Annotated in this window: 19 protein-coding genes and 1 riboswitch; of the genes, 6 read left to right on the forward strand and 13 right to left on the reverse strand. The window is 59.0% G+C overall.

Annotation, left to right across the window (positions count from 1 at the left end; genetic code table 11):
- Positions 1 to 475 precede the first annotated feature (475 nt).
- Positions 476 to 1,495 (forward strand): LacI family DNA-binding transcriptional regulator, encoded by a 1,020-nt coding sequence (locus tag BJ928_RS14055; protein WP_047629930.1) that lies wholly within the window; start codon positions 476 to 478, stop codon positions 1,493 to 1,495.
- 24 nt (positions 1,496 to 1,519) lie between these two features.
- Here the strand turns inward: BJ928_RS14055 and BJ928_RS14060 are convergent, their stop codons facing one another.
- From BJ928_RS14060 to BJ928_RS14080, 5 genes are all read right to left on the reverse strand, one after another.
- Complete coding sequence (locus BJ928_RS14060) at positions 1,520 to 2,530, reverse strand: zinc-dependent alcohol dehydrogenase family protein (protein ID WP_047629932.1); 1,011 nt, start codon at positions 2,528 to 2,530, stop codon at positions 1,520 to 1,522.
- A 97-nt stretch (positions 2,531 to 2,627) separates the two neighbouring features.
- On the reverse strand, positions 2,628 to 3,692 hold the full coding sequence (locus BJ928_RS14065) for a carbohydrate kinase family protein (RefSeq protein WP_047629934.1): 1,065 nt from the start codon (positions 3,690 to 3,692) through the stop codon (positions 2,628 to 2,630).
- Positions 3,692 to 4,363 carry a D-lyxose/D-mannose family sugar isomerase gene (locus BJ928_RS14070; protein WP_047629935.1) on the reverse strand — a complete coding sequence of 224 codons (672 nt, stop codon included), beginning with the start codon at positions 4,361 to 4,363 and terminating at the stop codon, positions 3,692 to 3,694. Before BJ928_RS14070 ends, BJ928_RS14065 begins: the two co-directional genes overlap by 1 nt.
- Complete coding sequence (locus tag BJ928_RS14075; protein ID WP_047629936.1) at positions 4,360 to 5,517, reverse strand: Gfo/Idh/MocA family oxidoreductase; 1,158 nt, start codon at positions 5,515 to 5,517, stop codon at positions 4,360 to 4,362. Before BJ928_RS14075 ends, BJ928_RS14070 begins: the two co-directional genes overlap by 4 nt.
- Before the next feature lie 21 nt (positions 5,518 to 5,538).
- Positions 5,539 to 6,363 carry an aldolase gene (locus tag BJ928_RS14080; protein WP_047629937.1) on the reverse strand — a complete coding sequence of 275 codons (825 nt, stop codon included), beginning with the start codon at positions 6,361 to 6,363 and terminating at the stop codon, positions 5,539 to 5,541.
- Positions 6,364 to 6,625: 262 nt separating this feature from the next.
- Between BJ928_RS14080 and BJ928_RS14085 the strand changes: the two genes are divergently transcribed.
- The gene (locus BJ928_RS14085) at positions 6,626 to 8,644 is read left to right on the forward strand and encodes an ankyrin repeat domain-containing protein (protein ID WP_052227542.1); all 2,019 of its coding nucleotides are present in this window, start codon (positions 6,626 to 6,628) and stop codon (positions 8,642 to 8,644) included.
- An 88-nt stretch (positions 8,645 to 8,732) separates the two neighbouring features.
- On the opposite strand, the gene BJ928_RS14090 is transcribed toward BJ928_RS14085, so the two are convergent.
- The gene (locus BJ928_RS14090; protein ID WP_047629938.1) at positions 8,733 to 9,731 is read right to left on the reverse strand and encodes a Tim44 domain-containing protein; all 999 of its coding nucleotides are present in this window, start codon (positions 9,729 to 9,731) and stop codon (positions 8,733 to 8,735) included.
- 190 nt (positions 9,732 to 9,921) lie between these two features.
- A complete protein-coding gene (locus tag BJ928_RS14095; protein ID WP_047629939.1) occupies positions 9,922 to 10,143 on the reverse strand; it encodes a hypothetical protein in 222 nt (73 codons plus the stop codon).
- Between the two features lie 353 nt (positions 10,144 to 10,496).
- On the opposite strand from BJ928_RS14095, the gene BJ928_RS14100 reads away from it, so the two are divergent.
- The gene (locus BJ928_RS14100; RefSeq protein WP_047629941.1) at positions 10,497 to 10,775 is read left to right on the forward strand and encodes an HU family DNA-binding protein; all 279 of its coding nucleotides are present in this window, start codon (positions 10,497 to 10,499) and stop codon (positions 10,773 to 10,775) included.
- A 139-nt stretch (positions 10,776 to 10,914) separates the two neighbouring features.
- Here BJ928_RS14100 and BJ928_RS14105 read toward each other — a convergent pair whose 3' ends face one another.
- The 5 genes from BJ928_RS14105 to nrdH form a co-directional block, all read right to left on the reverse strand.
- Positions 10,915 to 11,757 carry a glycerophosphodiester phosphodiesterase family protein gene (locus BJ928_RS14105; RefSeq protein ID WP_047629943.1) on the reverse strand — a complete coding sequence of 281 codons (843 nt, stop codon included), beginning with the start codon at positions 11,755 to 11,757 and terminating at the stop codon, positions 10,915 to 10,917.
- A gap of 196 nt (positions 11,758 to 11,953) precedes the next feature.
- Entirely contained in the window at positions 11,954 to 12,928 is a 975-nt protein-coding gene (gene nrdF / locus BJ928_RS14110; protein ID WP_047630469.1) for a class 1b ribonucleoside-diphosphate reductase subunit beta, read from the reverse strand.
- A gap of 26 nt (positions 12,929 to 12,954) precedes the next feature.
- Entirely contained in the window at positions 12,955 to 15,108 is a 2,154-nt protein-coding gene (gene nrdE / locus BJ928_RS14115; RefSeq protein WP_047629945.1) for a class 1b ribonucleoside-diphosphate reductase subunit alpha, read from the reverse strand.
- Entirely contained in the window at positions 15,096 to 15,491 is a 396-nt protein-coding gene (gene nrdI / locus BJ928_RS14120) for a class Ib ribonucleoside-diphosphate reductase assembly flavoprotein NrdI (protein WP_047629946.1), read from the reverse strand. Before nrdI ends, nrdE begins: the two co-directional genes overlap by 13 nt.
- Before the next feature lie 11 nt (positions 15,492 to 15,502).
- On the reverse strand, positions 15,503 to 15,724 hold the full coding sequence (gene nrdH, locus BJ928_RS14125) for a glutaredoxin-like protein NrdH (protein WP_047629947.1): 222 nt from the start codon (positions 15,722 to 15,724) through the stop codon (positions 15,503 to 15,505).
- A gap of 249 nt (positions 15,725 to 15,973) precedes the next feature.
- Positions 15,974 to 16,192: riboswitch (cobalamin riboswitch) on the reverse strand.
- Positions 16,193 to 16,353: 161 nt separating this feature from the next.
- On the opposite strand from nrdH, the gene aztD reads away from it, so the two are divergent.
- A complete protein-coding gene (gene aztD / locus BJ928_RS14130; protein ID WP_047629949.1) occupies positions 16,354 to 17,592 on the forward strand; it encodes a zinc metallochaperone AztD in 1,239 nt (412 codons plus the stop codon).
- A gap of 197 nt (positions 17,593 to 17,789) precedes the next feature.
- On the opposite strand, the gene BJ928_RS14135 is transcribed toward aztD, so the two are convergent.
- Positions 17,790 to 18,932: an acyltransferase family protein gene (locus BJ928_RS14135; protein WP_047629951.1), complete on the reverse strand. Its 1,143-nt coding sequence runs from the start codon at positions 18,930 to 18,932 to the stop codon at positions 17,790 to 17,792.
- A gap of 244 nt (positions 18,933 to 19,176) precedes the next feature.
- Between BJ928_RS14135 and BJ928_RS14140 the strand changes: the two genes are divergently transcribed.
- Together BJ928_RS14140 and BJ928_RS14145 are read left to right on the forward strand one after the other, a co-directional pair.
- The gene (locus tag BJ928_RS14140) at positions 19,177 to 20,190 is read left to right on the forward strand and encodes a LacI family DNA-binding transcriptional regulator (protein ID WP_047629954.1); all 1,014 of its coding nucleotides are present in this window, start codon (positions 19,177 to 19,179) and stop codon (positions 20,188 to 20,190) included.
- Positions 20,191 to 20,210: 20 nt separating this feature from the next.
- Positions 20,211 to 21,530 carry an extracellular solute-binding protein gene (locus tag BJ928_RS14145; RefSeq protein ID WP_047629958.1) on the forward strand — a complete coding sequence of 440 codons (1,320 nt, stop codon included), beginning with the start codon at positions 20,211 to 20,213 and terminating at the stop codon, positions 21,528 to 21,530.
- Positions 21,531 to 21,568 lie beyond the last annotated feature (38 nt).

The following is a 21,568-nucleotide window of genomic DNA, read 5'->3' on the forward strand; positions in this document are numbered from 1 at the left end:
CTCTGCCGAGGGGGAAGACCACTTCGTGTGTATCTTCGCCATACAATATGCGACTGAACTGCATTAACGTTCGAGACGGCCGGAATGTGGAAGATATAAAAATCTTATAAATGCCGATATGAGTGGCGGCGGCCCGAAACTATGCTCACACGCCAGCCCGCTGCCTGCCTCTGTTGCCAAATTCGTTGAAGAACCAGACGCAGTTCATAAACATGCGGCAGGTATTTCATTGAATTTTATGGACTATCTACGCGAGATACCGAAACCATCTCCGCAATGGCCACCACCCTCAATGATTGTATATTAGCATACACTACCAGCTTCACCTAGATGGAATTGCGAGACCGAATATAAAGCCATATGCATCGCGCTTGATGCCGCAACCCGACGGTGATTTAGTTCCAATCCATATGAGTCACACTGCGACACCCCTTCAGGACCAATCGACAGCAAGCGAAAGAAGCGCGACGAGCACGTGACGACCAGCATCCGACATATCGCCAGGCTAGCGGGGACCTCGGTCTCATCGGTCTCCCGGGTACTCAATAATAGCGGCTATGCGTCTCCTGAGCTTCGCGAGCGCGTGGAGGCCGCCATCCGCACGCTCAGCTACACGCCGAGCAAGGGCGCTCGCATGCTTCGCGGTGCGCCGAGCCGGATGATCGGGCTGATGTTGCCGTCGATCGACGTGCCATTCTTCGGCATCCTTGCCCACGCCATAGAGCAGGACCTGTTCAGCCGCGGCTACCAGACGCTGATCTGCAGCACGGCCGAAAACATCGATCACGAAGCACGCTACATCTCGATGCTCCTTTCTCAGCGCGTCGATGGCGTCATCGTGGCGAGCGCCTTTGGCAGCACGAAACATTTCGAGACGTTGCGCGATGCGCACATCCCGATCGTTGCCATAGACCGAGATTTACCCGGGATCGCCGATGATGCCGTCATGGCTGACCATGAGCAGGGAGGGCGCTTGATGGCTCGTCACCTGATCGAGCTCGGCCATCGCGCAATCGGCATTGTCGGCGCCCCCGCCCATAGTCAACCGGTTCAGCTTCGGCTTTGTGGCATAACAGCAGAGATGGCTACGAGCGGCATCGCGCCCATCGCCGTGACCATGGCCGAGGAGCATAGCTTCACTGCCGCCTATCCGCTTGCAAAGGCGCTGGTGGCTTCACGACCGGACATGACGGCGATCATCGGGACGACGGATATTTCGGCGATTGCCGCAATTCACGCCGTTCAGGATCGCGGTTTTTCCGTACCCCAGGACTACTCGGTGATCGGCTTCGACGATCTACCTGAGGCAGCCTATGTCTTTCCACGGCTGACGACCGTCGCCCAGCCGATCCGCGGTGTCGGCGAGCAGGCTGTGCGTCGATTGGAAGCTCTGATCGAGGAACAGCCGGCGGATCGAAAGCCTGCTGTTGGCGCAATCGCCAAAGTGCCCGTCAACTTGATCGAACGCGACTCCACCGGCCCCGTACGCGCATAAGGAGACCGGGCCCGAAGACCATGTTCATGGCCGGACGATAACCTTGATCTCGCCGGGCAACGGCACCCCACCAACCACCTCCGCAACCTCCTCGAGGCCGATCGCCTTCGTGACCAGCGAATCCAGTTCCAGAATCCCGCTCGCCACCATGGCGGCGGCTCGCGAATGGGTGAATGGATTAAGATAAGCAGGCCTGATGTCTACTTCGTTGACGAGCAGATCGAACGGCAAAACCGGCACCGCCAGACCCGCCGGCGTCACGCCGAACAGTATGAAAGCGCCGCCGCGCCGCACCATCTGCACACCGGTCTGAAGCGTCTCGGGAACGCCGGCGCATTCGATAACGACATCCACCCCGCCGTCGGTCAAATCCCGGACGGCGGCAACGACATCGGTCGCCGTTGGATCGATGGCCTGCGTCGCACCCAACCGCAAGGCCGCCTCGCGCCGCGACAGCTGCCTGGTGATCAGGATGATCTGGTCCGCGCCAGCTAGACGTGCCAGTTGCACCATCAGCAGCCCGATCACGCCGCCGCCCAGGATCGCAACGCTTTCGCCCGGACGGATCTTCGCCCTGTCGATGGCGTGGATACAACAGGCGAGCGGCTCGCAAAAGGCGCCATGAACTGGATCGAGGTCGGAGGGCAGTGTAAACGCCTGGCCGCAGGGAACCGCGACATATTCGGCAAAGCCGCCATCCCGCGTCACGCCGATGGCCTTCAGATTGGCGCAAAGGTTCGGTCGCCCACGCCGGCAGGCGGGGCAGGTGCCGCAAGCGATATTCGGGTCCACCGTCACGAGCTCTCCGCCGACAAACGACGAAACGCCCTCGCCCACTTCCTCAACCAGACCACAGAATTCATGACCGAGGGTCACCGGGATCGCCGTCGGATATTCGCCCTTGTACATGTGCCGGTCGGACCCGCAAATGCCCGCGGCCAGCACACGGACGACGACTTCTCCCGGCCCCGCATTCGGCTTCTCGACCATGTGGATGGCCATCGATCCGATCGATTCCAAACGGACTGCCCTCATTCTCCTCCTCCGAACTCAGGGACCGATTCGCCGATGCTACTGCGCTCGCCCGATGAGCGCCATAGCATCCAATTATCCGCACCGCGCTTTGCCCCGATCATGTTTGAGCGCATACCGGCGGTGTCCCCTTCACATCCTCGAGAAGCACAGCCATGTCGGGAATACCATCCGTCGCGGTCGCTCCACCAAGACAACGTGCGGCGGCGGCATGAGCAACGGCGCAGATACGCTCGATGGGCCAATCCTCATGCAGACCGTAGAGCACGGCGGCACAGAATGCGTCGCCCGCGCCCACGGTGCTGACGATCTCTGCCGGATCGACCGGTCGAGAACGGGAGACAACCGGTGTGCGCCCCGGCGCAAACCAGATGCAGATTTCCGGGGCATGGATGATCGCTCCCTTGACAACGCCCGCCACGAGCAGCCGCTCGCCGGCTGCCAGAAGCGCTGCCTCGTCCAACTCTCCCTCTACGCCGCGCACGGTAATGCCGGTTGCCCGCCCGGCTTCGATCTCATTGATGACGATGAAATCGCAATATGGCAGAGCCGCACCGACCTTGGCCGCAAACTCCGTGTCCTCGCTGGAAACGAAATCGACACAGGTGGTCAGGCCGGCATTGCGCGCGGCCTCCAGCAGCCGCGATGCTCCCGAACGACCATCGGCATCGAGCGCGTCGAGACCGGGCAGCAACATCAGATAGCCAAGATAGAACAACCGGTAGCCGGAGCCTGCAAAGGTCGCCGGCGTAACGAGCGCATCCGTCACCGCGTCATTGGCACCGCCATGATAGAAGAAGGTGCGGTTCTGACCCGGCACATTCATGACATGGGTGTGCGCTGTCGCGCGATCCGAAAGCGCCTGCAGACCACCGACATCGACGCCGGCGCCCTGAAGGCGCGTCTTGACGATCTCTCCGTCTATATCCGCGCCGATACAGCCGGCCGCGGCTAATCTTGCGGGAAAGCCCAGCGACGAGAGATCAGTGACGACATTGGCAGCGCCACCGCCAACGCCGACATCCTGGTGGACGATGTGAGCGAGATTACCCTGCTCGGGCCAATAGGACAGCGTATGGACGCGGTCGACAATGAAGTTTCCCGCGCAGACGATGCCTCCTCCACTTTTCCTTTCACTAGTGCGAACCTCCTCCCCGGTTCGCATCAGCCGCCCGCCTCATTCCACAGTGGCCTTAGTGGCGGCTCATCCTCCTCGATCGCGGCGAAGCGCCCGATCGGCTCCAGAAAGTAATTGTCGCTGTTGTCGTCGTTGACCTGGCTGACCTCGCCGACGAAGACAGGCCCGCCGCCCTTGCGACCGTAAAAGCGATGATAGAGCCCGGTGTGGATCGTGACGCTCTGGCCGGGCGAGAGAACCAACGGTTCCCACGCGGTGAGCTTCTTTGGCAGACCATCGACCGGAACCGTCACATCGTCGGGCAGAACATTGCCCTCGGCATCCGTCGCAGCGAATTCGATGACGAGATCGCCGCCGGCCCTGTTGATGATGTCTTCCATCTTGGCTTGATGGCGATGGGTCGGCGTCACCTGCCCTTCCTCGACGAAAAGCAGCTTTTCGGCATAGGTGCGTTCGCCTTCCACGCCGACGATGCCGTTGCGCAGGCAGAAGAGCACGAGGCCACATTCGGCAAACCGGCCTGAGCCGAAGTCCGTGACGTCCCAACCCAGCTGATGGCGACGCAGATAGCGCGCCGCTTCCCGATTGGCGGCGAAATCCGCCGCTGACCAGTAGCCCCATTCCGGCAGAGACCAGCGCCAATGTTCAAGGGTCTTGCTTGCGCGCGTGAGCGCTTCGTTGATCTCGGAACGCTTCATCGGACGGTCGCTCCTTCATAGTCGACCGGTACCACAATGTTCTCACGGCCGGATTTCAACGCCGCTGTTAGCACTGCATGATGAGCCTGCGCTTCTTCCGGCGTGGCGCAGGCAAAGCCGTTGGCATTTCCGCCTGCCAGCTCATCGACGAAAGCGGCCCACATCTGCTGGATGGCATCGGCAAAGCCGAACTCGAAGATCTTTCCGGTGATTGCCGGGAAGAGCGAACCGTATCCGAGGTCTTCGGTGCTCCAGGCCTGCGCGCCACCACTATAGTCCATCCACTGCCACTGACGCGGCGACTTGGTGGTGAAGAAGGCGCTCTTCTTCATGCCGAGGATGCGAATGTACCAGGTATTGGCCTCACCCGGCGCGATACGCCAGGTCTTCAGCACCATCGGAAAATCCTGATCGCCCGCGCTGACGCGCGTGCTGATCGTCGCATTGTCCCAGGTCGTGCACGGCACCATGCCGCCCTTGCCATCCGGCCGCTCAGTGATCTTCTTGACCAGTTGCGCATGCAGGGTCTGCGGACGCCAGCCGAGACGCAGGGGCACATGCAGGACATGCATGCCGAGATCGCCCATGCAGCCATACTCGCCGTTGATATCGGCCATACGCTTCCAGTTGATCGGCTTCTGCCTGTCGATGTCGGAGGAATGCAGGAAGCCCGCCTCGACCTCAAGGATATCGCCCATCTCGCCGCTTTCGGCGAGTGCGATGACTTTCTGCGCGCCGGGGAAGAACGGCATTTCCGACGAGCAGCGGACAAGAAGCTTGGGGTTCTCAGCAAGAACCGCCATGATCTCGCGGTTCTGAGCCGCGTCCATGCCGAAAGGCTTCTCCCCAAGCAGATGCTTTCCGGCCTTCAGGATATCGACATAGAACTGCTGGTGAATCACATGCGGCACGGCACAATAGACGGCGTCTACATCCGGATTGGCAAGCAGCTCCTTATAGTCGCCGGTGAATTGCCGAACCGACGGCACATTGTCCTTGAACCAATCCAGAAGTGCCGGATTGGTATCGCAGACGGCGACGATTTCCGGTCGCGCCCTCGTATCGGCAAGATGGAGCCAGCGCGCGGCAGCGCTTGCGAATTCGCGTCCCATCAAGCCGCAGCCGATAACGCCGAAGCGGAATACTTTTTTCATGTTTACTCCTCCCAGGATGCGTCAGGCGAGATGTCGCGCGGCATCGTCGACGGAAGCCCCCTCGTGGACGATCGCCATCAGGGCACGTGTCATGCCGGCCGGATTATTGTGCTGGATGACATTACGGCCATAGACGATGCCGCGGGCGCCCTGCTCCATCAACTGCTTGGTGCGGGTCAGGATCTCCTGATCCGATACGCGGCCACCGCCCCGCACCAGAACGGGAAGCCCCTGAGCGATCTCGATGACGCGATGGTACTCCTGCACGTTGTCGCAGGGGTCCGCCTTGATAATATCAGCGCCAAGTTCGGCGGCCTGACGCACCAGAGGCAAGATCTTGTCGATCGCGCCATCGACCATGTAGGCACCCTTGGAATTATCCTGCATGACCAGCGGCTCGACCATCAGCGGCATGCCATAGATTTCGCATTCGCGCTTGAGGCTGTTCACGTTGCGCACGCAGGCGCGGTAAACTTCCGGCTGATCCGGCAGCATCAGGAGATTGACGACAACGCAGGCGGCATCGAGCGCCACCGCCTGCTCCACACCCCTGTCGATCATCTCGGAAAACAGCGCCGAGGGCAGCGGATTACCGTAGATATTGGCAATATCCGTGCGCAAAACCAGCGCCGGACGATTTTTGCCGGGGATCGCCTGCAAAATGGGGGCAGTTCCAGGCGGAAGCTGGATGGCATCGGGCGCGGCATCCGCAATCACCCTGATCGCCGTCCGCATGTCCTCGATGCCGGCGAGAAAGGTCCGCTCATTGAACATGCCGTGATCGATTGCAACGTCGAAGCAATTTCCGGACACGCCAAACAGGCGGTTGAGCCGCGCGGATTTCATCTCTTTCCTCCCAATGTGGTAACGTTTCCACATACTCACAATAATGGCGGAACCCGATGAGTCAAGATCAATGCGGCATCGTCTCCACAGTGGGCAGCCGCTTCTACGGCAAGCCTCCCGCGCTGGGACACGAACAGTCGCAGGCCAAATAACCCCGGCGAACTGGCCGCCGGAGCCCGTCACGCTATATCGAGGGAAGTTCTGGTAGGCTCGATATGACTTGGGGCCAAGGCATATCACCGATCACGGCAGCGGAGGCGAAATGATGGACGAGCTATGGCAGCGTTGGCAGGCAGATTGGCGATGGATGGAGGAGATTGCGCGCAGGCGCGGCTGGAATCTTACGCCACTATCCATAAGTCCGCCCGCAAGCGAAGGTGCGCTACGCCGCATCGAGGATGCCATCGGCATGGCCATGCCCATGCAGTTGCGCCAGGTGCTGGCGCAATATTCCGCCAACGTCGAGTTTGAATGGCACATTCCTTCGCACCTCCATCCGATGGAGCAACGCCAGTTTCCGACATCAAGCCTTAATCGCGGCGCGATCTGGGACATCGATCAGATCGAAAGCCGCGCGATCCCCAACTTCCTCGGTTGGAAACGCGATCTGGCGACCGTCGAAGAAGCCGAGGCGCCCAACACACCGGAAATGTGGGAACGACAATTTCCGTTCTATGAGCTTATCAACGGCGACATGCTGACGATCGACATGCGCGCGGCGGACGGCCCGCATCCGGTGCGCTACTTCAGCCACGAGCTGGCAGTGCTGCACGGACAGGCCCTCGCACCGGATTTCTTCACCTTCATCACCGAAATGGCAAAACTCGGACAGGCCGGCACCGAATGGGCTTCCTGGGCTCGCTTCGGCACCTGGGATGAGGACCGCTGTTACCTGAGCGCCGACAGTGCTGGCGGGCGCGAATGGCGGCAGTGGCTGGAAAGCGACCCTGCCGCCGTAACCAGCGATGAACCGCCACCCGTGATCTTGGGAGAGACCGATTCCGAGCGGACACTTCTGGAAGCTGCCCAAAGCGGCGACACGGCAGCTGCACTCGCTGCGATGACGGCTGGGGCTCGGCCGGATGTGGTCTGGAATCCCAATTGGCCGCTCGAGTACCCCTCCTACAATGACGAGTTCCCGACCGCGCTGACCTATGCCATCCGTCAGAACAACATTGTCCTGGCTGAACGGCTCGTCGCAATGGGTGCGGGTTTGAATACGCGCCGCCTTGCTGTCGCCGAAGCGATCTCGAACGGCTCGCTCTCTACGCTGGAGTGGCTCATCGCAAACGGCGGGCGCGTCAACGGCTGGGAAAGCGAGCGGTATTGGCCGCTGCACCTCCTCATTACCCGACGCAGCAGATTTGTTGCAGCATCGCGTGAGCAACTGGAAAAAAGACTGCGTGAGGAAAATAAGGGATTTTGGGACGGTGAAGGAATGGATTCCGAGATCCGCGCAATTCTCGCCGAACAGACGGAAAAGACAATCGCAAGCGATCTTGCTGCCTATATCAGCCGGGAAGATTATCTGGCCATGCTGGAGAAGCTTCTTCACGCAGGCGCCGACCCGGACGCACGCTGGGATAACGGCACGACGATGTTGATGTGGGCCGATCCCGATGTAGCGCGTATCCTCATCCGTCACGGCGCAGATCCGAATGCACGAACACCGGGCGGTCAGACACCCCTCCATTATACAAGTTCGGCCGATACCGCCCGGGTGCTCGTGGACGCCGGAGCAGATATCGACGCCTTGGCCTCGCCCGACGGACGCAAAAGCGAAACCGACCCAGTCTACACTCCGCTTCAATCATCCCTGATGCTTGGCGACCTGCGAGGCATCAAACTCCCCCGAACGCTGCTGGAACTGGGAGCCGATCCGGCCAAACGGGATGGTGAGGGCTTTCCAACGCTCGCCTACGCAACAAGCGTCTCGTCCTTCAAGCTGATGGAACCTTATGGCCTTGATCCATTGGAGCGTATGCCGGACGGCGGCACGCTGTTGCATAGGCTATATAGACAACGAGGTGCCATCCGCGCCGGTTTCCCTAATGAAGTCGCCATACTGGATCTTTTGCTATCACAGGGCATCGACATCAATGCAGTCGACAATACCGGACAGACCGTTCTGCATGTTGCGGCGCCCGACGCGATAGACGCCGCTTCCATCGAGCTCCTGTTGGTAAGGGGATCGGACAGCTCCATCCGCGATCACGCGGGCAAACTCGCCATCGACCGGGTTCCCCGCTCGAAAAAGGATCTCCGCGCGGCATTGAAATAGCTTCGCTGACGATCGACATCAGAGGCTATCAAACCGATTGCCCCGGCTTTTGTGCGGGGCAATCTCATCAGCAAATATCAGTTCAGGCTTAATGCTCGCCCGTACCCTGGATCGCGGAAAGCGTCCAGTCTGTGCCGGGCTTGCGCACGAAGGTCCAGAGCTCCGTCGTTTCCGAAGGATTGCGATCATCGCCGTCGACGAGTTTTCCGGTCGCACGGTCGACCATCGCGTCGATGCTCGAGTAGCGCATGGCAAGCGTCGCATATTCGGCATTGTCCTCGCGCCAGGCTTCGGCGATATCGCCCTGCAGCAGGCGGACGTCCGAGACGCTGTTGCGGACGCCGTTCGTGGCATTCTCGCCCAGTTCCTCGGCAAGATAGGACATGGCTTCCGGCGTCGTCAGATGACGCAGCGTCGCATAATCTTCCTTCCCGTAAGCCGACTGGATTTCGGTGAGAAGATGCTCGAAGCGATCGAGATCGGCCTGTTGCAGTCCGATCTCGTCATTGGCCTCGCGTGCTTTCGGCGCGGCTGCCGCTCCACCGCCAATGGACGGGATGGAGAAGGATGGGCGCGGCGATGCATTCGCGTTGTTCATCGGATTCATGGCGTAGGGTGACGCCGAGCCCGGGCCGGCATATTGCGTACGCTGGCGGTTTGCGAAAAAGCGCATGGCAAAACTGATCAGCAGCACGATCAGGCCGATCTGCAGCAACATACCAAGGAAGCCGATGCCGCCACCGAACCCGTGGCCGAGCATCATGCCGAGCAGGCCGCCGGCGATCAAACCGCCGATCATCGACCCACCAAAGCCGCCAAAGAGACCCGGGCGCTGCGGCGCGCCGACCGGCGGCTGGGTCGCTGTTTGCTGCTGCGGCCGCTGCGTCATCGTCCGATCGACCGGAGCTGCCTGTGTGGGCGCGGTCCTCGTAACGGCCGGGGTATCGAAAGTGCGCGTCCCGCGACTTCCGAACCCGCTTGACCCTGCCCGACGCGCATCGGCAGCATCAAAGGTCGCTAAAGATGAAGCGGCGGCAAGGACGACGATGGCTGCGATCTTGGCAAAACGCGGTACTGCACTCAGCATTGGCTCTCCTGTCATTGGGCAGAAAAATCGTTTCCGCCGCTATATGGGGACGCCAGGTTGCGATTGTAAGTTGGCAACCCGTTAAATTTCAATCCTGGGCATGCCGACACCTCGGCCGAGCGACCTGATCCTTGCTTGCACTAACCGCAAGCCTCCTAAAATTCCGGCCTTTCCGGCCGATCAGAGCACTCTAGCGCTCATCGAGCTTTTTAAGCAGGCCGTCGTAAACCTCCATCAATGCATTGGTAATTGCCTGCCCAAGCGCATTGCCGGCGGCGCGGACATCGTCGTCCGTGCCATCACGCGCAGCCCTCGCAAGCTCGAAGCCCTGCTCGCCGATGATCTGCTTTGCGACCTCTATGGCCCAGAGACCAAAGTCGCCACGATTGTCTATTCTGATCTCGTCTTCCATGGCCTATTCCCACCTTTCGTCATGACCAGGCACTATACGCCCCGACCGCGAATGGCCAGTCTTGATTGCACAGGCCCAGATATCCGACCCGTCCGAAAGGCACGGCTGGGGCCTGAATATCAGCTCTCGCGGCAGATTCGGGCGGCGCAGCAGGAGGCGCGACCGGCGTCCTAATGCCGTGCTGCACGGCGACCGGCCCTCCGGATTCACCGACAAAAGTTGGGGGAAATGGCTCCAATACGTCGGAACCTGTGGAAATACAGGCATTCTGGGCCTTTCCGCACAGAACTCCAGGTGACAATGGACATCGGCAATGGAAATGATTCCGGTGTCATCAATGCGGGGGAAGCCTCATGACCACTACCAATGAAATCGCAGACAAGATTGCTGCCGACCACAAGCTTACCAAAGTCCAGAGCAAGGCGATTGTCGAAGCCGTCTTTGCAGCCATAACCGAAGCTGCAACATCCGGCGCAGAAACTTCGATCCCGGGCTTTGGCAAGTTCAAAGTCAAGGACACGCCGGCACGCGAAGCGCGCAATCCGGGAACGGGCGCAACCATTAAGGTCGCTGCCTCGAAGAAGCTCTCCTTCACGCCGGCCAAGGCGCTGAAGGATGCGCTCAACAAATAATCCCGCTTTAGGCCGGTAAGGTCTGACGGTTCAGTGGCCGGCTCTATCCGCTAGGGCCGGCCATTTGCATCTTCGAATAAAGGCTGGCAGCGCCACTCGAGCGCAAACGGCAGCAGCGACGCGAGCGGCTTGGCAAACATCACGTCGAAAGCTGCACCCGGCGCGTCTTCAGGTAGGTCTTCAGCGCCTCGGCCTCGTCCGTCTGGATGGCGGAAACACCTGCATCGATCAACCGGCCCCAGATCGCCGCGGGATTGTCCAGTGCGGCTGTATCCGTGAATCCAGCGCAGGATACGGAATCGAGCGTATTGACCCATAGTTTGATACCAGCCTTGTCGAACAGCGCTCTGCGCGCCGCAAGCTGATCCAGACTGTCGAAGTAGATTTCGCACAGAAGCGGGTTGAGCTCGGACAGAAGATCGAGCTGGCGCTCGGCATCAGGAGACCCCAGGCGTGTCTTTGCCATGAACAGAACCATCTCCGGCGATATGTTGTCGCGGACCCATGCAAGATCGTCCTGAGTTTTCAGGTCGCCCCAGAAATCGACTTCCCGATCAACACCCATGGCGCGGGCGCATGCGATCACGCCTGGAATCACGTCTCTGCGCTTGACGTCGAGATGCAGGAAAATGCGTCCGCGCGTGAGGTCGAAGACATCCTTCAGGCTTGGCAGCCTCTCTCCGGTCATCCGGTTCGTCTCTCCGCCGTCACGATCGCGCAGATGCAGGCTCGACAGCTGGTGGAGCGTCAACCCTTCTGCCTCCTGGGCAAGGTCCGCCGTCCGCGCCAGCGTATCGTCATGCAGGAGAAAGAACTCGCCGTCGCTGCTGCGTCGCACGTCGATCTCGACTGCATCGTAACCGGCTGAAATTGCCCGCTCGATCGCCAGCAAGCTGTTTTCCGGTGCAGCGCGCCAGACACCGCGATGAACAACGATCGCGCAGTCGCGCAAGGGATCGGCGATGTAGTCGGCATAGTCCATGATACGTCCTCACCTCACGGAGATGCGCGCGAATCGTCCGGGGGCCGAACGTCCTTAGCGAGGCGTATCATGAGATTTTGACGAATCTGCAAAGCGCAAAACAACTATTGCGAGCTGCGCTTCGCGACAACGATCGCAGCCGAATGACTGCGATCGGAAATGATAGAGGCTTATCCAAGTTACGGGAGACGCAATCTCAGAAGTTCCAGTCCTCGTCTTCGGTCGCGACAGCCTTGCCGATCACGTAGGAAGATCCGGAGCCCGAGAAGAAGTCGTGGTTCTCGTCCGCATTCGGCGATAGCGCCGAAAGGATAGCCGGATTGACCTTGCAGGCCTCGGCAGGGAAAAGCGCTTCGTAACCGAGGTTCATCAGCGCCTTGTTGGCGTTGTAATGCAGGAACTTCTTGACGTCCTCGGTCAGCCCCACGCCATCATAAAGCGCCTCGGTATATTTTGCTTCGTTGTCGTAGAGTTCGAGCAGCAGGTCAAAGGCGAAATCCTTGATTTCCTGCTTGCGCTCTTCCGAAAGCCGCTCGAGACCTCGCTGGAATTTGTAGCCGATATAATAGCCATGCACGGCTTCGTCGCGAATGATGAGACGGATCATGTCGGCCGTGTTGGTGAGCTTGGCGCGGCTCGACCAGAACATCGGCAGATAGAAGCCGGAATAGAACAGGAAGCTTTCGAGAAAGACGCTTGCGACCTTCTTCTTCAAAGGATCGCCCGAGGCATACTGCTCCATGATCAGCGTCGACTTGCGCTGCAGGAACTCGTTCTCTTCCGACCAGCGGTAGGCGTCGTCGACATCGGGCGTTAGGCAAAGCGTCGAGAAGATCGACGAATAGGAACGCGCGTGCACCGCTTCCATGAAAGAGATGTTCGAAAGAACGGCCTCTTCATGCGGCGTTGCGGCATCGGCCATCAGCTTGACCGAACCGACGCCGTTCTGGATCGTGTCGAGCAGCGTCAGGCCGGTGAATACACGGATGGTGAGCTGCTGTTCCTCCGGCTTCAACGTCGCCCAGGACTGGATGTCGTTCGACAGCGGCACCTTTTCCGGCAGCCAGAAATTGCCGGTCAAGCGATTCCAGACCTCGAGATCCTTGTCGTCTTCGATACGATTCCAGTTGATGGCGCGAACGCGGCTTGCCGGCTTGAATTGCATGTTCATGAGAATGTCCTTTTTCAAACCGGTCATCAAAGCGCGCAGGAAACGCAGCCCTGCACCTCGGTGCCGGACAGCGCCATCTGGCGAAGGCGGATGTAGTAGATCGTCTTGATACCCTTCTTCCAGGCGTAGATCTGCGCCTTGTTGATATCGCGGGTTGTCGCGGTATCGCGGAAGAACAGCGTCAGCGACAGGCCCTGATCGACGTGCTGCGTCGCTGCCGCATAGGTATCGATGATCTTTTCCGGTCCGATTTCGTAGGCATCCTGGTAGTAGTCGAGATTGTCGTTGGTCATGAAGGCGGCCGGATAATAGACGCGGCCGATCTTGCCTTCCTTGCGGATCTCGATCTTCGATACGATCGGATGGATCGAAGAGGTTGAATGGTTGATGTAAGAGATCGAGCCTGTGGGAGGCACGGCCTGCAGGTTCTGGTTATAGAGCCCGCCTTCCATCACAGCCTTCTTCAATGCCAGCCAATCTTCCTGCGTCGGGATGGCGATGCCGGCCTTCTCAAAGATTTCCGTGACATGCTCGGTCGCCGGCTTCCATTCCTGCTCCGTATATTTGTCGAAATATTCGCCGGAGGCATATTTCGAATTCTCGAAGCCCTTGAAGCTCTGGCCGCGCTCGACCGCAAGCCGGTTCGAAGCACGGATGGCGTGATAGGTGACCGTGTAGAAATAGATATTGGTGAAATCGACGCCTTCCTCAGAGCCGTAGAAGATGCGCTCGCGGGCGAGATAGCCGTGCAGGTTCATCTGGCCGAGACCAATGGCGTGGCTGTCGTCATTACCCTTTTCGATCGAAGGCACCGACGAAATGTGGCTCATGTCGGAGACGGCCGTCAGCGCGCGGATCGACATTTCGATCGTCTTGCCGAAATCCGGGCTGTCCATCGCGGCGGCAATGTTGAGCGAGCCGAGATTGCAGGAAATGTCCTTGCCCATGTGCTTGTAGGAAAGGTCGTCGCTGTATTCGCTGGCTTCGCTGACCTGCAGGATTTCCGAGCAAAGATTGCTCATGGTGATGCGGCCGGCAACCGGATTGGCGCGGTTCACCGTGTCTTCGAACATGATGTAGGGATAGCCGCTCTCGAACTGGATCTCGGCGATCACCTGGAAGAATTCGCGCGCCTTGATCTTCTTCTTGCGAATTCGGCTGTCGGCTACCATCTCGCGGTACTTCTCCGTCACCGAAACCTCGGTAAACGGCACGCCGTAGACGCGCTCCACATCGTAGGGCGAGAAGAGGTACATGTCCTCGTTATTCTTCGCGAGCTCGAAGGTGATGTCAGGGATGACGACGCCGAGCGACAGCGTCTTGATGCGGATCTTCTCATCGGCATTTTCGCGCTTGGTATCGAGGAAGCGCATGATGTCCGGGTGGTGGGCGTTCAGATAGACGGCGCCTGCACCCTGCCGCGCGCCAAGCTGGTTGGCGTAGGAGAAGGAGTCTTCCAGCAGCTTCATCACGGGAATGATGCCAGACGACTGGTTCTCGATGTGCTTGATCGGCGCACCGGCCTCGCGGATATTGGTGAGCGACAGAGCGACGCCGCCGCCGCGCTTCGACAGCTGCAGCGCGGAATTGATGGCGCGGCCAATCGATTCCATATTGTCTTCGACACGCAGCAGGAAGCAGGAAACCAGCTCGCCGCGTTGCTTCTTGCCGGCATTGAGGAAGGTCGGCGTCGCCGGCTGGAAGCGGCCGGAGATGATCTCGTCGACCAGATCGTGGGCAATCTGCTCACTGCCCTGCGCCAGCGTCATCGCCACCATGCAGACGCGATCCTCGTAGCGCTCAAGGTAGCGCTTTCCATCGAAGGTCTTCAGCGTGTAGCTGGTGTAATATTTGAAGGCGCCGAGGAAGGTCGGGAAGCGGAATTTCTTCGCATAGGCGTGATCGAAGAGATCGCGCACGAAATTGAAGGAATATTGGTCCAGCACCTCCTGCTCGTAATAGCCCTCCGTTACCAGATAATCGAGCTTCTCCCGAAGGTTATGGAAGAAAACCGTGTTCTGGTTGACGTGCTGGAGGAAATATTGCTTGGCCGCCATGCGGTCCTTGTCGAGCTGGATCTTTCCCTGCTCGTCATAGAGGTTCAACATGGCGTTGAGGGCGTGATAGTCCAATGCCGTTTCCGTGGCCTTCGCTGGCCGGTCAAGCGTTAGCGTGTCCAAAATCGTTCCAATCCGTGTCTGACATTGGCGACATCCTCATCCGTGCCCAGAAGTTCGAACCGATAGAGATACGGCACCTGGCATTTTGTGGAGATAATGTCGCCGGCGATCCCGTAGGTCGCGCCGAAGTTGCTGTTGCCCGCGGCGATCACCCCGCGGATGTTCGAACGGTTTCCCGCATCATTGAGGAAGCGGATCACCTGCTTGGGCACGGCCCCCTTTCCTCCTTCGCCGCAATAGGTCGGGACGATGAGGACATAGGGCGAGGTCGCACGAAACTCGTCTCCCGCAGCAAGCGGAATACGGGCGGCCGGCAATGCAAGCTTTGCAACAAAGCGATGGGTGTTTTCCGATCGGCTTGAGAAATAGACGATCTCGCCCATCGCACAGCTCCTCAGGCGAGCGCGCTGATCATGTCAGGACGGAAACCAGCCCAATGCAGTTCGCCGGCGACAACAACCGGGACCTGACGATAGCCGAGACCCTGCACCAGCTCATAGGCCGCCGAATCGGCAGATACGTCGATTATGGTGTAGTCGATACCCTGGCGATCGAGGGCGCGGGTCGTGGCTGTGCATTGAACGCAGGCGGGCTTGCTGTAAACGGTGATGCTCATTGGATATCCTCGTGTATGGTGTGGGCATGCAAATCGTTCGGGCACCGGATGATGCCCGTTGGTCGGGATGGAGATAGTGGCAAAAGCCTAGCCGGAGCCGGACGCTTAAGCGGCCGTCATTCGCGTGGGCGACTATGGATACTCAAGAACATGCACTTCACCCCGAAATCATTCATACGGGGCACTTCGGGAAGCGACGACGGCAATCATGCCGCGCAAACCATCGCTCGCCAACCGGACACCCCGCCCGTGGACGCTGTTATTCGAGGCAGGTCTCCTGGCTCGCGGGTCAAAACATTCGTCTCGCCTTCCCAAGGCACAGGGCCTCAGTGACTTTACCCAACGAATGCTCACCGCTCACAGTTGCGGGGGCAGCCCCGGCTTGACAAGCATCATATTTGCCGACCGGATTCCCATCTTAGCCTCCAATTCTTGCGAATCAGCGGAACCTCGAACACTATATATAGTATTCCAGGTTAAAATTACGTCAACTGCTTCGACGGCCTACGACCGATTTCCATACTGATACACACAGATAATTTGGCTTGAAGCCTGCACGCAAGGGCTGGACAAGCGCCACGTTACTCTATTACGTTGCATATGTAATGTTATTACATAAAGGATTCCGTATGCCTCGCACAAGTTCTGGTACCTTCCTGGCGGCTTCATCACTTGCCTGCGCCTTGCTCTTTCCATTTCCGTCCATCGCCGACGACGAAAACGAGACGGAAAGCTGGCGGCTGTTCGTCGCCGATCATAGCCTGCCAATCGTCCGCACGATCGACGCGGCCAGCGGCAAGGAAATTGGCCGATTCGATCTCGAAGGCTATGCCGCGCTATCGCTTAGCCAGTCGGGCCGGACGGTCTTTGCGGTTCAAGGCGAAAAGAATGTGGTCAACGCAATTGCCACCGGCATATCCCTTTCCGATCATGGAGAGCACCGCGACATCGAACTTTCCGACCCGAAGCTACTTTCAGTATCGATCAAAGGCGAAAAGCCTGGCCACGTGGTGACGCACGGCAATGATGTCGCGATCTTCTTCGACCGTGAGGACAAATTCGACCTTCTCTCCGAAAGCGACCTTGTCACAGGCAAAGCCGACATCCGCGCATTCAAGACGATGGCTGCCCACCACGGCGTTGCCGTTCCGATGGGCAATCATCTCCTTGTTTCGGCACCGAATGTCGAAGCACCCGTCAAGGAGGGCGAATTGCCGCCACGTCTGGGCCTGCGCGTCCTCGACCGAAAGGGTGAACAGGTCGGCGATATCAAGCCCTGCACAGGGCTCCACGGCGAAGCCACATCTGCCCGGTTGGTTGCCTTTGGCTGCGAGGAAGGCGTTCTCATCGCGCATCCCGGCGGCACGGACGGCCCGAAAATCCAGATGCTCGCCTATGGTTCATCGCTCCCCAAGGGCAAGGTATCGACATTGCTCGGCGGCACATCCATCCAATTCTTCCTCGGTAATTATGGCGAACAGAATGTCGTGCTGATCGATCCCGACAACGCGGCCGAGCCCTACAAGCTTATCGAACTGCCGACGCGACGTGTCGACTTCGTACTCGACCCGGCAAAGCCGCAGCATGCCTACATTCTGACCGAGGACGGCAAACTACATCTTCTCGATGTCGTCAAAGGCGCGATCGTCCAGTCCCAGACCGTTACCGAACCTTACAGCAAGGACGGACATTGGCGCGACCCGCGACCGCGCCTTGCCGTGGCCGGCGGCCTCATCGCCATCACCGACCCTCGCCACGGTCTCGTGCGCATGGTCGACAACCAGTCCCTGAAGGAAGTCCGCAGCATCCCAGTCGAAGGGCAACCCTTCGCGATCGTTGCGGTCGGCGGATCGGGTGCCGTACACTAACAGATCAGGGATAGAGGACGGCGGTGGGAGGGGTAACGACACGCACAAGCCTTCGACCTCTCACAGCCGGCACGGTTCATATCTTGCGCGGCGTCATCAGTCGTCGGATTTGGTGAAAGAAAACGGGGCCAGTTGCTCGGCTGGCCCCCGAGCATTGATGATCGACCGAGAAGCAGACCGCCCGCCCGTCAACCACATCAAGCGGCATGCGGGCGAAATATGGTTTTCGCGACAGTCTCGAGGCGAAGCTTCAACTCGTATGCCACAGCACATATCGCCAATGTGGCCAGAGCGATCGGAATGAAAGCTGAAGCGGACAGGAGCCCCATACGGTCCAGTTCATAGGCGATCAGCAGCATGATGGTCTGGTGGAGAACATAATAGGTAAGAACCGCCCTGTTGAGATAACGGATCACAGCGTTCTCAGATCGGCACAAAATTCTGGCATAGCCCAGAACGGCGACGATCGCGCACCACTGGAACGCGCCGCCGAGCATCCTCCCCGCCGACAGCCGCCACATTTCCGGATCGGTGGATGGTAAGACGGGAAACAGCAGCACCAAGGCGAGAGCGCAGGCGACAGTCAGGATCAACGCCGGTTTGCGCATATTGACCACGGCATCCCAGCAGTCGTCGCGCGTTGCCATCACGATGCCCATCAGAAACGCGGCCATGTAGGCGGCATGGCTGTACCAATCGGTCACAAAGTCCAGCGTCGGGGGAAAAACCGGCCTCAACACCAGCCGCAGCCCGACGAACAGCAAAACGGGCGCTATCAACACCCATTTGCCTCTCAGCCAGGGCGCCAACCGATCTCCCATAGCCGGCAACAGCGACGGCCATGCCGCCACGGCAAGCGTGACGATGACGGTATAACTCCAGAGATAAACCAAATACCAGAGATGCTGCATACCGATGAACAATGCTTGCCCGCCATCCGGCAAGGAAACCGGAGTCAAGGTCAAATAGTCCCAAAAGACCTTCGAAAGGCTGATGTCCATCCCCATCGCATTCAGACAGACATACAGCTGCGGCGGCAGGAGAAACAGCATCCCCGCCAGAAAGGGCATTAGCAACTGCCTCGTTCGAACGCTCCTCAACATGCCGGGGGAATGCTTCCCCAGCAGAATGCCGGTCACGGCACCGGAGATGAAAAACAGTAGCGTCATGCGCCAGGGATGCGTCCACAAATGGATAACGTCGAAAGCGGAAGAGCTGTCCGGAGCCTTCAGCAGGAATTCCCTGGAATTGTATATTAAGCTGACGTGATAGACGATCAGCAGCATGAATGCTGCCACCCTGACAAAATCCAGATCGTGCCGACGCGATGATTTCTCCATAGCCGGTATTTTAAATCTCAGTCATTAACTAATTATCTAATATTCCACATAGAATCTCGCGAAGATAGAATTTTTGATCGGCAAACTCAACCGTAGACCGAACATGCGCCCACCTCGAAGAGCCTTTCCAGAGGCACTTTGGCGCCTTCCCACAAACGACCGATAGCTCCTCCGCCTGATGCTTGACATCAGAAAAACCGCCTTCTATTGATACGTATCACTAATACGTATAAGTAAGCGATCAATGACGAACGGACGAGCTACACAAAAGGATGTCGCACGGGCAGCGGGGGTCTCGCAGGCCACCGTTTCCATGGTGCTGAGCGGCGGCGGAGCATCCATTCCCGAGGAGACATGGGCTCGTATTACCAAGGCGGCAAAAGACCTCGGCTATGTGCCGAACCGGTTTGCCCAGGCGCTCAAGACGAGCCGTTCGATGACCATCGCCTGCATCGTGCCCGACATTACCAATCCGTTCTATCCCTCGCTGATCCGCGGCATACAATCGGTTGCCGATGGCCTGAACTACGATGTCATCACGGTCAACACCGATGGCACGCCGGAGCGCGAACGCCATTTCCTTGATTGGGCACGGCAGGGTCGCGTCGACGGCGTGATCGGGGTCTTCTTCACGCTGAAGGCCAAGGATTTCAGCCCGCTGGTCGAGGCAGGCGTTCCCATAGTCCGGATTGAATCGTCAAAGAAGCGCGGCGGCGAGATTCCGATCGACGATATCTATGTCGACAGTCGCGCGGCAGCCCAGACGGTAACCGAATATCTTTTAGGCCTTGGTCACACGCGTATAGCACTTGTCGCGGGCCGCGGCGGGCCACAAGCCCACCGCATCGAGGGTTACCGCAAAGCCCTCGCAAAACAGGGCCATTCCGATCATGTCGTCATCGATGACGAATTTTCGGAGCTCGGCGGCATTCGTGCAGCCGAGGCCATCCTTGGCGGCGATTTTCGACCGACCGCCATTTTTGCCGCAAACGACCTGATGGCGATCGGGGTGATGCAGTCGCTTCGCGAGCGCAGCATCCGTATTCCGGAAGATATCGCCGTCGTCGGCTTCGACGATATTTCCGCCGCCAAGCTCGTCACACCGACGCTGACGACGGTCGCGCAGTTTCAATGGAAAATGGGAGAACGTGCCGCGCAGACACTGATGGACCGTCTGCGAGGGGAGAAGACCGGTGCAGGTACAGCCGTCGAAATGCCCTTTGATCTCATCGTCCGAGGCTCGACGCACAACGAATAAAACAAATCGGAGGAGTAACTATGCACAGACGTACAGTTTTGAAGGCCGGTCTCGGCCTTGCCGCCTTGCCGCTCATGTCCCGCCTCGCATTCGCGGCGGATCAGAAGCCGATATCCTTCTGGTATGAATCGGCATCGCCCGAGAACCAGGACAATCTGAAGAACATCCTGATCGACCCGTTCAATACAGCCCATCCCGACGAGCTCCTGAGCATCGACTTCCGCGGCTCCGATCTCGACAAGCAGTTGCGCGTTGCCATGCTCGCCGGCACCGGTCCCGATGTCGTCTTCACGGCAGGCCCAAGCTATGTCGCGGCGATGGCCCAAGCCGGCCAACTGCTACCACTCGACGACTACGCCAAGAAATATGGTTGGAACGAACGCCTGCTGCCGCTTTTCCTCGATCTCGGCCGTTACAACGGCAAGCTGTACGCATTGGCAAAGACATACGAGACACTTGGCCTCTTCTACAACAAGACACTGTTCGAACAGAACAAGTGGAAAGTACCGACGTCGCTTGCCGAATTCGACGCACTTGCGCAGGAGATGAAGGCCAAAGGTATCACGCCATTCGGTGCCGGTAATGCCGACTGGCGCCCCGCCAACGAACATTATGTCTCGATCGCCTTCAATTCGATCGCTGGACCTGAAAACGTCTACAAGGCGTTGACCGGCGCCATCCCGTGGACTGATCCGGCCTTCGTACACTCGATCGACAAGCTCGCGGAGTGGTGGGACAAGGGCTACTTCGGCGACAATTATTTCTCGCTGACGCTTGAGCAAGCTTTCGCGCAGATCGCCACTGGGCAAGCCGGCATGGCGCCGACCGGCACGTGGAATTTCAGCAACATCCCCACCTATTTCCCGCAGAACAACGCCGAACCCGGCTTTGTCGGCTTCCCGAGCGAGAAGGGCGATCCGATCTTCGCGCTCGGCATCGGCTCGACACTGTCGATCAACGCCAAGGCAGACAATGCCGACGGCGCCGCCGCCGTTCTCGACTACATGTTCACGGACGACTACTACAGCAAGATGAACTCGGTCTGGCAGGGAGAATGGAACCTGCCACTCGCCGATCTCTCCAAGGTTAAGCTCTCCGACAAGGTATTGCCTCTCTACGAAGATACCATGAAACAGCTCGCAAGCGCCGTCGCCGCCGGCAAATACGGCTACACGACCTGGACCTTCCTGCCCCCCGCCACGGACACTTATCTCGTCAGCGGCATGGAAGAGGTCTGGCTCAAGAAGGCGAAGCCTGCGGACTTCCTCAAGAAGCTGGACGATACCTTCAAGCAGGAACGCGATGCCGGCAAGGCGCCGGCGGTTCCGGCTCGTACCTGATCTGGCCGCAGGGCGACGCATAGGGCGTCGCCCTTCCC

The sequence above is a fragment of the Rhizobium sp. WW_1 genome (genome assembly GCF_003610155.1).
GTDB classification, from domain to species: Bacteria; Pseudomonadota; Alphaproteobacteria; order Rhizobiales; family Rhizobiaceae; genus Rhizobium; species Rhizobium tropici_A.